The sequence below is a fragment of the Streptomyces sp. NPDC005878 genome (genome assembly GCF_040629815.1).
GTDB lineage: Bacteria > Actinomycetota > Actinomycetes > Streptomycetales > Streptomycetaceae > Streptomyces.
Genome location: NZ_JBEXWK010000001.1, coordinates 334,658 through 348,003, shown reverse-complemented (window position 1 = coordinate 348,003; position 13,346 = coordinate 334,658). Strand labels below are relative to the sequence as shown.

The window sequence follows — 13,346 nt, the reverse complement described above, 5'->3', positions numbered from 1 at the left end:
GCCGTCAACTGCCGTCCGGCGCCGTGCCGTTGTAGCGCAGGAGGTAGGCGGCGAACCTGTCGAGGTCGGCCTCGTCCCAGTCGGCGAGGCGTTCGTGGAAGGCGTGCCGGCGCAGCACCGCCGCCTCGGCGAGCTTCTCGGTGCCCGCGGCGGTCAGATGCAGCAGCTGGATGCGGTGGTCGGCGGGGTCGCTGCGGCGCTCGATGAACCCCAGCTTCTCCAGGGCCGCGATCTGCCGACTGATCGTCGACTTGTCGAGCATGTAGTACGCGGCGAGGTCGGTCGCGCGGCACCCCTGCTGGTCCTCCAGATGGGACAGCAGCGTGAAGGAGACCAGCGACAGCTCCGGGTGCATCCGCGCGGCGGCGGCCCGCGCACGGCGGGCGAACGCGGTCAGCTCCCGCTGGATGGTGGTGACCGACTGGTCTCGGCTGGGCACGGCTGGTCCTCTCACTGGCTAGTTGCATAATACAACGCCAGCGGGTGATGCCCCGCGTCACACGGCCGCGTCCTCCCCGCGCCCGGGTGGCACCACGGCCGCGGAGGCGAGCCGGATGAGCCGTCCTCCCCGCGCCCGCGCGCCCGCGTGGTGGAACTGGCCGGATCCGGCAGCCGTCGGGCGGTCCTGCCCGCGCCCGCGCCCGCGTGAGGAGAACGCCCTCACTCCTCCTCGTCCACCGTCTCCAGCGCCTGCGTCAGCCAGCGGATCCAGAACGTCTCCAGCTCGATGCCGCCGCGCAGCACGAGGTGGCGCAGCCGGTCCTGCTCGCTGTCGCGCTCCGGCGGGAAGTCCCGCCGCTCGATCGACTCGTACAGCTCCAACTGCCGCTCGTGCAGGCCGAGATGGCGGCGCAGCTCGGCGGGCAGACCCGCCGTGCCGACCACCGCCGCCGCCCGCACCCGCAGCAGCAGCGGGTCCCGCATGGCGCGCGGGTCCTGCCCGGCGGCGGCCCACGCGGCGAGTTCCGCGCGGCCCGCCGGCAGCACCTCGTACTCCTTCTTCTGGCCGCGCGCCGGGGTCTCGGACGGCAGCGCGCGGATGAACCCGGACTGCTCCAGCTTGCCCAGCTCGCGGTAGATCTGCTGGTGCGTCGCGGACCAGAAGAAGCCGAACGACTTGTCGAACCGGCGGGTCAGCTCAAGCCCCGACGAGGTCTTTTCGAGCAGGGCGGTCAGGATCGCGTGCGGGAGGGACATGAGCGCATCGTAGGTTCCCCGGGACCGGCCGCGCCGACCGCGGTCCTCACAGGGCCGCCGCCAGCCTGGTGCCCTGGTCGATGGCGCGCTTGGCGTCCAGCTCGGCGGCCACGTCCGCGCCGCCGATCAGGTGCGCGGTGGCGCCCGCCGCCGTCAGCTCCTCGTACAGATCGCGGCGCGGCTCCTGCCCCGCGCACAGGACCACGGTGTCCACCGGCAGCACGGTGGAGGCGCCGTCGACGGTGATGTGCAGCCCGGCGTCGTCGATCCGGTCGTAGCCGACGCCCGGCACCATCGTCACGCCCCGGTGCTTGAGCTCGGTGCGGTGGATCCACCCCGTGGTCTTGCCGAGCCCCGCGCCGACCTTGGAGGTCTTGCGCTGGAGCAGGTGCACCGCGCGCGGGGGCTTGGGACGCTCGGGCGCGCGCAGTCCGCCGCGCTCGCCGTACGAGGTGTCGACGCCCCACTGCCGGAAGTACGTCTCGGGGTCCAGGCTCGCCGCGTCGCCGCCGTCGGTGAGGTACTCGGCGACGTCGAAGCCGATGCCGCCCGCGCCGACGATCGCCACCCGCTCGCCGACCGGCGCGCCGTCGCGCAGCACGTCGAGGTAGGTGACCACGCTGGGGTGGTCGGAGCCGGGGATCTCCGGGGTGCGGGGCGTCACGCCGGTGGCGACGACGACCTCGTCGTAGCCGCCCGCGGTGAGCTCCGCCACGGTCGCGGTGGTGTTCAACCGGACGTCCACGCCGCGCAGTTCGAGCTGCGTGCGGTAGTAGCGCAGCGTCTCGTGGAACTCCTCCTTGCCGGGGACGCGCTTGGCGATGTTCAGCTGGCCGCCGATCTCCGCCGCGGAGTCGAAGAGCGTGACCGCGTGGCCGCGCTCGGCCGCCGAGACCGCGCAGGCAAGCCCGGCCGGGCCCGCGCCGACCACGGCGATGCTCTTGCGGCGCCGGGTGGGGGAGAGGACCAGCTCGGTCTCGTGGCAGGCGCGCGGGTTGACCAGACAGGAGGTGATCTTCCCGCTGAAGGTGTGGTCCAGGCAGGCCTGATTGCAGCCGATGCAGGTGTTGATGGTCTCCGGGACCCCCGCGGCGGCCTTGGCGACGAACTCGGGGTCGGCGAGGAACGGCCGCGCCATCGACACCATGTCCGCCCGGCCCTCGGCGAGCAGCCGCTCGGCCACCTCGGGGGTGTTGATGCGGTTGCTGGTGATCAGCGGGATGGAGACGGATCCCATCAGCTTCTTGGTCACCCAGGTGTACGCGCCGCGCGGCACCGAGGTGGCGATGGTCGGGATACGGGCCTCGTGCCAGCCGATGCCGGTGTTGATCAGGGTCGCCCCGGCCGCCTCGATGGCCCGCGCCAGCGTGACGACCTCCTCCAGGGTGGAGCCGCCCGGCACCAGGTCCAGCATGGAGAGCCGGTAGACGATGATGAAGTCCGTGCCGACGCGCTCGCGGGTGCGGCGGACGATCTCCACGGGGAAGCGCATCCGGTTCTCGTACGAGCCGCCCCAGCGGTCGGTGCGCCGGTTCACGGCGCCCGCGACGAACTCGTTGATCAGATAGCCCTCGGAGCCCATGATCTCGACGCCGTCGTACCCGGCGGACTTCGCCAGCTCGGCCGCCCGCACGAAGTCCTCGACGGTCCGCTCGACCTCCTCGTCGGTGAGGGCGTGCGGCACGAACGGGCTGATGGGGGCCTGGAGCGCGCTCGGCGCCACCAGGTCCTGGTGGTAGGCGTACCGGCCGAAGTGCAGGATCTGCATCGCGATCCGCCCGCCCGCCGCGTGCACCGCGTCGGTGACCGTGCGGTGCTGGGCGGCCTCCGCCTCGGTGGTGAGCTTGGCGCCGCCCTCGTAGGGGCGGCCCGCGTCGTTGGGGGAGATGCCGCCGGTGACCATGAGGCCGACCCCGCCGCGCGCCCGCTCGGCGTAGAACGCCGCCATCCGCTCGAAGCCGTTCTCGGCCTCTTCGAGCCCGATGTGCATGGACCCCATCAGCACCCGGTTGGGGAGGGTGGTGAAGCCCAGGTCGAGGGGGCTCAGCAGGTGGGGGTAGTCGCTCATCGGGGCGCCTCCAGATACGGCGGTGTCGTCGCCTCCAGTTGTAGAGCACGGGGAGCGTGTTGTGCAACAAGTTGCATAAAGGTTCTGTGCGGCCGCCGGCCGGACCGGGCGCCCGACGGGCGAGGGTCCGGCGGGAGACTCCCGCCGGACCCTCGCCCACGTGGCGCGGCTCACACCTTCCGGTAGCCGTACGCCTCCGAGGCCGCCGCCTCCACCGCGTCCAGCGGCGCCCCCGCCGAGGCGCTCACGACGGCCGCCACCGCGCCCTCGACGAAGGGCGCGTCGATCAGCCGCGTCCCGGGCGGCAGCTCGTCCTCGGCCAGCAGTGCCTTCACCGTGAGCACCGCGCTGCCCAGGTCCACCAGGACCGCCACGCCCGCACCCCCGTCGACGGCCGCCGCCGCCCCGGCGATCAGCTCCGAGCTGGTGCCGAGGCCCCCGTCGGGGGTGCCGCCCGCCGCCGCGACGGGAGCGGTCGTACCGCCGCCCGCGAGCCCGGTCGCCAGTGCCGCGACGGCCGCGGCGACCTCCGCGCTGTGCGAGACGAGCACCACCCCGACGAGCCCCGCGGCCCCGCCGCCCCGGTCGTCCTGCCCGCCGTCCCGGCTGCCCTCCCCGCCCGCTCCGCCCGCGCTCACGCGGCGGCCTCCTCAAGCGCCCCGACCAGCAGCGCGGCCGAGGTCGCGCCGGGGTCCTGATGCCCGATGGACCGCTCACCCAGATAACTGGCCCTGCCCTTGCGGGCCCGGAGCGGTACGGTCGCCAGCGCCCCGTCCCGCGCCGCCGCCCCCGCCGCCGCGAAGGACTCCCCGAGCGCCTCGACGGCCGGGAGCAGCGCGTCCAGCATCGTCTTGTCCCCGGCCGCGGCCCCGCCCAGCGCGGCGACGGCCGCGACCCCCTCGTCCAGCGCCGCCGCGAACTCCTCCCGGCTCACCTCCGCCCGGTCGCCGAGCGCCTTGCCCGTGCGGCGCAGCAGCGTCCCGTACAGCGGTCCGGAGGCGCCGCCCACGGTCGAGATCAACTGCCGCCCGGCGAGGGCGAGTACGGCCCCGGGGGTGTCCGGGGCCTCCTTGTCCAGGGCGGCGGCCACGGCGGTGAACCCGCGCTGGAGGTTGGCGCCGTGGTCGGCGTCGCCGATGGCCGAGTCCAGTTCGGTCAGCCGGGGCGCCTCCCGGTCCACGGCCGAGGCCGTCACGGTCATCCAGCGGCGGAAGAAAGCGGCGTCGAGCACGAGCGACTCCTCGAAGGTGCGGGAAGGTGCGGACGGGGGACGGCGAGCGGTGCGTTCAGCAGCCCCACCGCAGCGCAGGCGTGTTCACGGGCGCGTCCCACAGCCGCAGCAGCTCCTCGTCGGCCTGGCACAGCGTCACCGAGGCGCCCGCCATGTCGAGCGAGGTGACGTAGTCGCCCACGAGCGTGCGCGCCACCGGGACGCGCCGCTCGGCCAGTACCCGGTGCACCTCGGCGGTGAACCCGTACAGCTCCAGGAGCGGTGTCGCCCCCATGCCGTTGACGAGCAGCAGGACGGGACTCGACGGTTTCAGGTCCTCCAGGACCGCGTCCACGGCGAAGTCCGCGATCTCCCCGGAGGTCATCATGGGCCGCCGCTCACGCCCCGGCTCGCCGTGGATGCCGACGCCGAGCTCCAGCTCGCCGGGCGGCAGGTCGAACGTCGGGCCGCCCTTGGCGGGGGTGGTGCAGGCGCTGAGCGCGACGCCGAAGCTGCGCGAACTCGCGTTCACCCGGCGGGCGATCGCCTCGACCCGCTCCAGCGGGGCGCCCTCGTCGGCGGCGGCGCCCGCGATCTTCTCCACGAAGAGGGTGGCGCCGGTGCCGCGCCGCCCGGCGGTGTACAGGCTGTCGGTCACGGCGACGTCGTCGTCGACGAGCACCCTGGCGATCGTGACGCCCTCGTCCTCGGCGAGCTCCACGGCCATGTCGAAGTTGAGCACGTCACCGGTGTAGTTCTTGACGACGAACAGCACCCCGGCCCCGCTGTCCACGGCGGCCGCGGCCCGCACCATCTGGTCCGGCACCGGCGAGGTGAACACCTCGCCGGGACACGCGGCGGAGAGCATCCCGCGCCCCACGAACCCGCCGTGCAGCGGCTCGTGCCCCGACCCGCCCCCGGACACCAGCCCCACCTTCCCGGCGAACGGCGCGTCGCGCCGCACGATCACGCGGTTCTCCACGTCGACGGTCAGCTCGGGATGCGCGGCCGCCATCCCGCGCAGCGCGTCCGCCACGACCGTCTCGGCCACGTTGATCAGCATCTTCATGGGTGCCTCCGGGTGGGCGTGGATGGGTTCGGGGAGGGTGCGGCCGGAGCCGTCCGGAACCGGACGGGTCGCGTGTACGGGCGTACTCCCTCCGGGCGTTCGGCGGGCCCGCGGCTGCGGATCACGGTAGTCACTGCCGGGCCCCCCGGCCCCGGACGACCCCCGCGTGTCGGCCACTCGGGGGGCCGGTCGCGCGCGGGTCGGACGGTTGTGGTGCCGTGCCCGTGAGTATGGGGGGCGGAGCCAGGAGAGGGACAGGGCATGACGAGGAGACGCGGTACGCGGCGGCGGTGGAGGGCGGCGGCCTCGACGGCCGCACTGGGCCTGGCCGTATGCGCGCTCGGGTCGCCCCGGGTGGCCGCCGCCGGCGCGCTCGGGTCGCCCGCGGTGGCAGCCATCGGCACGTTCGGTTCGCCCCCGTCGGTCGCCGCCGGTGCGGTCGGGATGCCCCGGGAGGCCGCCGCCGGCCGCGCGGAGCCCGGCCGCTCTGCCGGGGCGTTCCCTGTCGGGGACGGATTGGGCGCGGCCGGGGCGTTCCCCAGCGGGGACGTACAGCATGCGCCCAGGGAGATCCCCGGCAGGGACGTACCTCCCGCGGTCGATGAGATCCCTGGCGGGGACGGAGAGCGCGCTGCCGAGGACACCCCGGGCGTGGCCGAACAGCGTGCTGCCGAGGGGATCCTGGGCGTGGCCGAACAGCGTGCTGCCGAAGGCATCGCGGGCGTACGCGAACAGCACGCCGCCGAGAGCCGGTTGGCGCGTGCCGTTCGCCGTCCCGGTGACCTCGGCCTCCTCCTCCGTGAACTGCCCAAGGGGGGCGACCTCCATCATCACCTCGGTGGAGCCGTCCCCCCGGAGTCGCTCATCGCCTACGCCGCCCGGGACCGCAAGTGCGTCGACACCACCACGTACGTCGTGGTCCCGAGGCGCGAACCGTGCGTCCCCGGCCAGCGGCCCGCACGGGACGCCGCCCGCCCCGGGCCGTTTCGCGGCGAGGTCGTCCGGGCCTGGTCGATGCGCGGTTTCGTCCTGCCGCCCGACGGCGACCCGCGGCCCGGCCACGACCACTTCTTCGCCACCTTCGGCAAGTTCGCCGAGGCCGAGGCGGGCCACGACGCGGACATGCTGGCGGAGGTGGCCCGGGCCGCCGCACGCGAGCGGACCACGTACGTGGAGACGCTGGTGACGGTGGCAGCCGAGCCGCTGCGCCGCCTGGTCGACCGGGTGCACCCGGCGGACCCCGGCCCCTCCGGGCTCGCCGGGTTCCATCGCGTCCTCACCCGCGACCCCCGCTTCGAGGAGATCGTCCGGCAGGCCGGGGCCGCGTACGACCGGGCCTTCACCCGCTACCGCCGCCTCCTCGGCTGCGGCCGGACGCCCGCGCCGTCCGCCTGCGCCGTCGTCGTCCGCTTCGACTACCAGGTCGGCCGCGCCCAGCCCGCCCGCCAGGTGTTCGCCCAGGAGATCCTCGGCTTCGCCCTCGCCCAGCGCCGGCTCGGCCGGGTGGTCGGCGTCAACCTGGTCCAGCCCGAGGACGACCCCGTCGCCCTGCGGGACTACACCCTGCACATGAGGATGACCGGCTTCCTGAAGTCCCGCTCCCCGTCCGTCCACGTCAGCCTGCACGCGGGCGAGCTGGTCGCGGGCCTGGACGGCGTGCGCGACCGCGACCTCGCCTTCCACATCGCCCAGGCGGTCGACCTGGCGGGCGCCGAACGGGTCGGGCACGGTGTCGACCTCCTCCACGAGCGCGGCCACCGGGCCCTGGCCGCCCGGATGCGCCGGCGGCACGTCCTCGTCGAGGCCCCGCTCATCAGCCATGCCCAGATCCTGCGGGTCACCGGCGACCGCCACCCCCTGCACACCTATCTCGACGCCGGTGTGCCCCTCGCCCTGGCCACCGACGACCCGGGTGTCAGCGGCAGCGGCCTCACCGACGTGTACCGGCTCGGCGTCACCGACCAGGGCCTGGACATGGGGGAGTTGCGCACCTCCGCACGCGCCTCGCTGGACCACGCCTTCGTCGAGGGGGCGAACCTGTGGAGGGAGCAGGACCGGTACGACACCTTCGCCACGCCCTGCCGCCACGACACCCCCGACCCGGACCGCCCGCCCGGCTCCGGCTGCCGCGCGTTCCTGGCCGCCAGCCCCAAGGCCGCGCTCCAGTGGCGGCTGGAGACGGACTGGCGGGCGTTCGAGCGCCGCGGCGCCCGCCGTTGAGCCTCGCCGGAATACTGGGATGATTCGGGCAGAATGCCACCCATGACTCTCTTCGATCGGCGACCGCCGCGGCGAACCGCGTGCCGGCCGGTGCTGCGGCTGGGACTCGCCGCCGCCGCTTCGGGGGCGCTCCTGCTGACCGGCGGGGCGCCCGCCGACGCGGCGCACGCGCCCGGCACGGACCGTACGGGGGAGGAGGCGGTCCTCGACGCCGAGCGGTGGTCGGACGCCGACGCCCTCGGCTTCTGGACCCCGGGGCGCATCGCCTCCGCCACCGACCCCGGGCGCCCCCGCCCGGACGGCGGCCCCGCCGGGACGCCCGGACCCCCGGCCGCCGTGCCCGGGATGCCGAGCGCCGAGCACTTCCCCGGGATCGCCTCCGTCGGCGTCCTGTTCACCTCCGCGGGCTCCGACCCGACGACCGGCGAGCTGCGCGCGCACAGGTGCTCGGCGAGTGTGGTGGAGAGCGCGGGGCGCAGTCTCGTCCTGACGGCGGGTCACTGCGCCGGGCGGCGGGCCGTGTTCGTCCCGGGATACCGGCCGCGCACCGGCCTCGGCGACCAGCCGTACGGCTTCTACCGGGTCACCGACTGGTACGTGGACGACAGTTATGTCCGCAACAGCAAGGAGGCCGTCTCCGACCTGGACTACTCCTTCGGCGGGCTCGCCCCCTCGCCCGCGGGCAAGGACGCCGAGGACGTGGTGGGCGCCAACCGGGTGGTCCGGGCGACCGGCTACCGCCATGACGTGACGATGCTCGGCTATCCCCGGGTGGGCCGCAATCCGGCGGACACCCCGGTGCGCTGCTCGGCGCGGTCGGGGCGGCTGGCCGGCTTCCGGCAGATGCGGGTCGAGTGCGCCGGGATGTGGGGCGGGGTCTCGGGCGGACCGTGGTTCTCCGACGTCGACTGGGACGACGGGACCGGCGAGATCATCGGGAACGTCGGCGGCTACAACGGCGGCGGCATGGACGTGCCGGAGTCCGACCCGCGCTACCACCGAATCACCTACAGCCCGGTCTACGGCGACCGCTTCTTCCGGCTCTACGCCGACGCCCGCAGCGGGCGCCACCCGCACTACGGCGCGTACCGCTCGTACCGCTGACCCGCCGGGCGAACGGGCGTCGGGCGAGCGGGAGTCTGGCGCTGCGGGCGTCGGGCGTTGCGGGAGTTGGGCGGACGGCGGGTGGAACCGGTACACCGGGTCCACCCGCCGCCCTGACCGCACCGCGGCCCGCTGCCATGGGTACCCTCCGGGCTGCCTGGCGGGGGCGCAGGAGCCAGCAGGGGGCGGGATCACGACACGGCCGTACCGGGGGTGGGCGCGGGCGCCCCGGGAGGATTCCCGGAGCGCCCGCGCCCCTGCGGCACGGGCCTCAGACGACTTCCATCGTCGCCATCATGCCCATCGACGCGTGGTCGAACATGTGGCAGTGGTAGACATACTTGCCTCGGTAGCCGGTGAAGGTGGCCTGCACCTTCACCTTCTCGCCGGGCATCAGCCGGACCGTGTCCTTGAGCCCGGCCTCGGGCCCGGACGTCACCGGTACGCCGTTGCGCTCCAGCACCCGGAACTGCACCAGGTGGATGTGGAAGTTGTGCGGCACGCGCTGGTTGACGTTGGAGACGGTCCAGACCTCGGTGTCGCCGTACTTGATGGTGGTGTCGACGCGGTTGTGGTCGTACACCTTGTCGTCGATGTAGCCCATGCCGTCCGCGATGTTCTCGTCCACGCGCAGCACGATGTCGCGGTTGACGGTCGGCACCGCCAGCGCGGGCAGGGTGCGCAGCTTGGCCGGCACCCGGCTGTAGTCCGCGGCCTTGCGGGTCACCCGGAACTGCAGGACCGGCGTCGGCGGGACACCCGCCGGCACGTTCTCCGTGTTGACGATCTGGAGGGTGGTGCCCACCGGGTACTTGGAGAAGTCGATGACGACGTCGGCGCGCTCGCCGGACGTCAGCGAGATGGTGTCGGTGGTCACCGGCGCCTCCAGCAGACCGCCGTCGGTGCCGATCTGCTGGACGGTCGAGCCGTCGGAGAGCTTCAGCGTGAAGAACCGCATGTTGGCCGTGTTGTACAGCCGGAAGCGGTACTTGCGCGCCGCCACCTCGAAGTACGGCCACGCCTTGCCGTTGGCGAGGATGACGTTGCGGCCCCGGAAGTCGTTCATCTGGTAGATGAACTGGCCGTTCTCGTCGAAGCGGGCGTCCCGGATGGAGATCGGCACGTCGTAGGCGCCCGACGGAAGGCCCAGGGCCTTCTCCGGCAGGTCCATCAGCGTGTAGATGCCGGTCAGACCCCGGAAGACGTTCTCCGACTCGATGTGGTGCGCGTGGTCGTGGAACCAGAGGTTCGCGTTGGGCTGGCTGTTGGGGTACGTGTACGTCTTCTCGCCGCCCGGCTGGATGAGGTCCATCGGGGTGCCGTCGCTGGACTCCGGGACGTGGCCGCCGTGCAGATGGATCGAGGTCGGCGTGGGCAGGTTGTTCTTCTGCGTGACCACCACGCGGTGGCCCGAGCACGCCTTGATCCACGGTCCCGGCCAGTGGCCGTCGAAGGTGCGGACGGTCGTCTGCTTGCCCGGGATGATCTCCGTCTGCACCTCCTGCATCTCAAAGCTGTAGTACGAGGTGGTGCCCGATATCCGGTCCGGACGCAGGACCTGCGGAACCGTCATCTCCTGGGCGAACTTGGGGATGGTGGTGGGGTCGATGTCCGTCGTCGTCCGCGCCTGCGCCTCGCCGCCCAGGGCCGGAAGCAGCAGACCCGCGCCCCCCACGGCGCCGGTCAGCGCGACACCGGCCTTCATCGCATTCCTGCGTGTGATCATCAAGAACTCTCCCAGCGAGACATGCTGAGGACGCCCCCGCGGCGTCCTGGCAGTGATCGTGCGGGCGGCGTACGGGCACTCCCGCTGACGCCGCCGGCCCGTCAGGCGGTCCGGCGAGCGCATCGGCTCGCCGCCGCCCGACCGGCAGTCCCGGGGAACAGCCCCACCTGGTTCATGAAGCTCGGCCTCGGGGTGTCACATGGTGCTCCGGCGCCCTTCCGGGGTGGGGCCCGGCGTGACGCGGCAGATCTTGTCCCCACAGTCTCGTGGGGGTGCTCTGGCCGAACAAGACACTCTGGTTTCAGGGTTGTGTCAGATTTCGCAGATTACTTGCCCGTTGTGTAGGGGCTCTGGCACCCGAACGTCAGACTCCGTCAGGCACCCGAGGATGGGCCGCGCGGAGGCGGCGAGCTATCGTCGGAAGTCCGGATCGGTCGCGCGTCCGGAAAGTGGGGGCGGCCCCGTCCGTGAAGGGCCGGTTCCGCGTCGACGAGGGGGGCGGTCGGGCGATGGAGCAGGACGAGGCCGTGATCGGCTGTACCGGTGAGGTACTGATCGGCACCCGTGGCCCCGGCGGCCCCGGTGAGGTCCTGGTACGGGTCCGCGGTGGCTCGGAGACCTTCCTCGCCTGGTCCGACGAGCCCCTGCCGCGCGGGGCGCGGGTCCTCGTCGTGGAGTCGCGCGGCACCCGTCAGGTCGACGTCATCGAGTGGTCCGACCCGCTGGACGAGCTGGGCCTCGGCACCGGCTGACACCGCCCGGTCCTCGGGTCCGCTCAGCAGCACACCAAGCAGCAGTCAAAGGGAGACCCCGATGTTCGGTTACCGCGTGCCCGCCCCCGACGAGGCGATGCTCATCTCGGGCGGCAGACGAGGCCTGGGAGGGGCGCCGTTCCGGGTGGTGACCGGGCACGGCAAGTTCGTGCTTCCCATCTTCCGCAAGACCCGCTTCCTCACCCTCGCCATGTGCGAGTCCGAGGTCACCGAGACCTGTGTGACCAAGCAGGGCATCGCGCTCAGCGTACGGGCGGTCATCGCCTTCAAGGTGGGCAACGACACCGAGTCCATCGTCAACGCCGGCCAGCGCTTCCTCTCCGACCAGGACCAGATGTCGGTACTCACCGGCCGGATCTTCGCCGGTCATCTGCGGGCCATCATCGGCTCGATGACCGTCGAGGAGATCGTCACCGAGCGCCAGAAACTGGCCGCCGAGGTCCTGGACACCTCCAAGTCGGAGATGGCGAAGATCGGCCTGATCGTCGACTCGCTCCAGATCCAGTCGATCGACGACGGCGACACCGGCTACATCGAGGCGATGTCGGCGCCGCACAAGGCGGCCATCCAGCGCCAGGCCCAGATCGCCCAGGCGCAGGCCACCCAGGCGTCGGTGGAGGCCGAGCAGGTGGCCGCGCGCAACCAGGCCGAGTACGCCCGCCAGACCGCCGTCGTCAAGGCCGAGTACTCGGCCGAGGTCGACCGCGCCCAGGCCCAGGCCGCCCAGGCCGGGCCGCTCGCCCAGGCCCACGCCCAGCAGGAGGTCCTGGCGGCCCAGACCGAACTGGCGCTGCGCCAGGCCGAGCTGCGCCAGCAGCAGCTCGTCGCCGAGATCGTCAAGCCCGCCGAGGCCGAGGCCGAGCGCATCCGGGTGCTGGCCGTGGCCGACGCCGAGCGGATGAAGATCCAGGCCGAGGCGGCGGCCTCGTACGACCGGGTCGCCCTCGACCGGATGCTGATCGACCAGCTGCCGCAGATCGTCAAGGAGGCGGCGGGCGGCCTCGCGGGCGCCAACGTCAACGTGCTCAACGGGGCGGACGGACTGGGCGAGATCGCCGCGGGTCTGGTCGGCCAGGGCCTGACGATCCTCGACTCGGTACGCCAGAACCTGAGCGGATCCGGCCAGGGCCAGGACCGGCGCGAGGGTTCCGCGAAGAGCGCGCTGCCCGAGCTGCCGAGCTATCCCGGCAACTCCGGAAAGCCGGCCGAGGACGCGTCGGCCGGGGAGCGCGCCCCGCGGCCCAGGACCGGCGAAGGCCCGGTCACCCTGGACTGATCCGGCTCCCGGGCCCCTCGGGCACGGATCGCCCGGGGGGCTCGCGATCAGCGTGACAGAGGGGTGTCCTCCGGGTGAATGGTGCGCGAGGATGGGGCCATGACCGCGGCCCATCGCGCCATGGCTCAGTTGGAGACATGGCCGAATCTGGTAAGTGGCGCGCCCCGGTGCGCCGTTGGGCAGGCTTTCAGCACGACGGAGTACGAGGTGGTGCACTTCCACTCCGATCACGCCGCCGATCTGCACCTCACCCACCCCGCGATCGAGCGGCTGCTGCCGGAGCTGCGGCGCAGCAGCGCGATCCGGGTGATGCCCGGATCCGCCTGGCTGACCGTGCTCCTGGACTGCGACGCGGACGTCGAACTGCTGCTCAGCCTGATCAGTGTGGCGCTGAAGGCGCACGGCGACGTCCGCCAGCGCCACCCGGGCGCGCCCTGCGAGTGGTACGGGCCGCCCGTGGTCTCGCCGCGCGCCGCGGTCGAGGCGGTGGCGGTCGCCGCTCCCACTCCCGCTCCGCAGGGTCTGATGCCCGCCGCCCGGCGGGCGATGGGCCGTTTCATCCCGCACGCCCACCGGCCGGGCTGACGCCCCGGCGCCCCAGTAGTCGGAGCGAGGGGGCGCCTGGTTCCGGCGTTTCGGCGTGGCCCGGATCACGCCCGCCCCAGGGGCGGAATCGGTGGATCATTGTGCGAACCCGCCGGTG

The 13,346-nt window shown here is 73.3% G+C and carries 12 protein-coding genes; 5 read left to right on the top strand and 7 right to left on the bottom strand.

The window, feature by feature from the left end; genetic code table 11:
* Nucleotides 1-4 precede the first annotated feature (4 nt).
* The 6 genes from ABZ404_RS01650 to dhaK all read right to left on the bottom strand — a co-directional run bounded on the left by ABZ404_RS01650 (nt 5) and on the right by dhaK (nt 5,544).
* A complete protein-coding gene (locus ABZ404_RS01650; RefSeq protein WP_358836438.1) occupies nt 5-439 on the bottom strand; it encodes a MarR family transcriptional regulator in 435 nt (144 codons plus the stop codon).
* Nucleotides 440-660: 221 nt separating this feature from the next.
* Entirely contained in the window at nt 661-1,197 is a 537-nt protein-coding gene (locus tag ABZ404_RS01645) for a PadR family transcriptional regulator (protein WP_358836437.1), read from the bottom strand.
* A 46-nt stretch (nt 1,198-1,243) separates the two neighbouring features.
* Nucleotides 1,244-3,265: an NADPH-dependent 2,4-dienoyl-CoA reductase gene (locus tag ABZ404_RS01640; protein WP_358836436.1), complete on the bottom strand. Its 2,022-nt coding sequence runs from the start codon at nt 3,263-3,265 to the stop codon at nt 1,244-1,246.
* 170 nt (nt 3,266-3,435) lie between these two features.
* On the bottom strand, nt 3,436-3,819 hold the full coding sequence (locus tag ABZ404_RS01635; protein WP_358837231.1) for a PTS fructose transporter subunit IIA: 384 nt from the start codon (nt 3,817-3,819) through the stop codon (nt 3,436-3,438).
* A gap of 80 nt (nt 3,820-3,899) precedes the next feature.
* Nucleotides 3,900-4,496 carry a dihydroxyacetone kinase subunit DhaL gene (gene dhaL / locus ABZ404_RS01630; RefSeq protein WP_358837230.1) on the bottom strand — a complete coding sequence of 199 codons (597 nt, stop codon included), beginning with the start codon at nt 4,494-4,496 and terminating at the stop codon, nt 3,900-3,902.
* Between the two features lie 55 nt (nt 4,497-4,551).
* Nucleotides 4,552-5,544 (bottom strand): dihydroxyacetone kinase subunit DhaK, encoded by a 993-nt coding sequence (dhaK, locus tag ABZ404_RS01625; protein ID WP_358837229.1) that lies wholly within the window; start codon nt 5,542-5,544, stop codon nt 4,552-4,554.
* A 261-nt stretch (nt 5,545-5,805) separates the two neighbouring features.
* Here dhaK and ABZ404_RS01620 point away from each other — a divergent pair, with 261 nt between their 5' ends.
* Both ABZ404_RS01620 and ABZ404_RS01615 read left to right on the top strand, forming a co-directional pair.
* Nucleotides 5,806-7,764 (top strand): adenosine deaminase, encoded by a 1,959-nt coding sequence (locus ABZ404_RS01620; RefSeq protein WP_358837228.1) that lies wholly within the window; start codon nt 5,806-5,808, stop codon nt 7,762-7,764.
* Nucleotides 7,765-7,806: 42 nt separating this feature from the next.
* Entirely contained in the window at nt 7,807-8,868 is a 1,062-nt protein-coding gene (locus ABZ404_RS01615) for a hypothetical protein (protein WP_358837227.1), read from the top strand.
* A gap of 271 nt (nt 8,869-9,139) precedes the next feature.
* On the opposite strand, the gene ABZ404_RS01610 is transcribed toward ABZ404_RS01615, so the two are convergent.
* On the bottom strand, nt 9,140-10,594 hold the full coding sequence (locus ABZ404_RS01610; protein WP_358835603.1) for a multicopper oxidase family protein: 1,455 nt from the start codon (nt 10,592-10,594) through the stop codon (nt 9,140-9,142).
* A gap of 509 nt (nt 10,595-11,103) precedes the next feature.
* On the opposite strand from ABZ404_RS01610, the gene ABZ404_RS01605 reads away from it, so the two are divergent.
* The 3 genes from ABZ404_RS01605 to ABZ404_RS01595 all read left to right on the top strand — a co-directional run bounded on the left by ABZ404_RS01605 (nt 11,104) and on the right by ABZ404_RS01595 (nt 13,228).
* Complete coding sequence (locus ABZ404_RS01605; RefSeq protein WP_358835602.1) at nt 11,104-11,346, top strand: hypothetical protein; 243 nt, start codon at nt 11,104-11,106, stop codon at nt 11,344-11,346.
* 61 nt (nt 11,347-11,407) lie between these two features.
* The gene (locus ABZ404_RS01600; protein ID WP_358835601.1) at nt 11,408-12,643 is read left to right on the top strand and encodes an SPFH domain-containing protein; all 1,236 of its coding nucleotides are present in this window, start codon (nt 11,408-11,410) and stop codon (nt 12,641-12,643) included.
* Nucleotides 12,644-12,742: 99 nt separating this feature from the next.
* A complete protein-coding gene (locus tag ABZ404_RS01595) occupies nt 12,743-13,228 on the top strand; it encodes a luciferase family protein (RefSeq protein ID WP_358835600.1) in 486 nt (161 codons plus the stop codon).
* The last annotated feature ends 118 nt before the right edge of the window (nt 13,229-13,346 follow it).

What these genes read in the sequence shown, in the direction of transcription:
- ABZ404_RS01645 (WP_358836437.1), bottom strand. Translation starts at nt 1,197, where the DNA reads ATGTCCCTCCCGCACGCGATCCTGACCGCCCTGCTCGAAAAGACCTCG.
- ABZ404_RS01640 (WP_358836436.1), bottom strand. Translation starts at nt 3,265, where the DNA reads ATGAGCGACTACCCCCACCTGCTGAGCCCCCTCGACCTGGGCTTCACC.
- dhaK (WP_358837229.1), bottom strand. Translation starts at nt 5,544, where the DNA reads ATGAAGATGCTGATCAACGTGGCCGAGACGGTCGTGGCGGACGCGCTG.
- ABZ404_RS01620 (WP_358837228.1), top strand. Translation starts at nt 5,806, where the DNA reads ATGACGAGGAGACGCGGTACGCGGCGGCGGTGGAGGGCGGCGGCCTCG.
- ABZ404_RS01615 (WP_358837227.1), top strand. Translation starts at nt 7,807, where the DNA reads ATGACTCTCTTCGATCGGCGACCGCCGCGGCGAACCGCGTGCCGGCCG.
- ABZ404_RS01610 (WP_358835603.1), bottom strand. Translation starts at nt 10,594, where the DNA reads ATGATCACACGCAGGAATGCGATGAAGGCCGGTGTCGCGCTGACCGGC.
- ABZ404_RS01605 (WP_358835602.1), top strand. Translation starts at nt 11,104, where the DNA reads ATGGAGCAGGACGAGGCCGTGATCGGCTGTACCGGTGAGGTACTGATC.
- ABZ404_RS01600 (WP_358835601.1), top strand. Translation starts at nt 11,408, where the DNA reads ATGTTCGGTTACCGCGTGCCCGCCCCCGACGAGGCGATGCTCATCTCG.
- ABZ404_RS01595 (WP_358835600.1), top strand. Translation starts at nt 12,743, where the DNA reads ATGACCGCGGCCCATCGCGCCATGGCTCAGTTGGAGACATGGCCGAAT.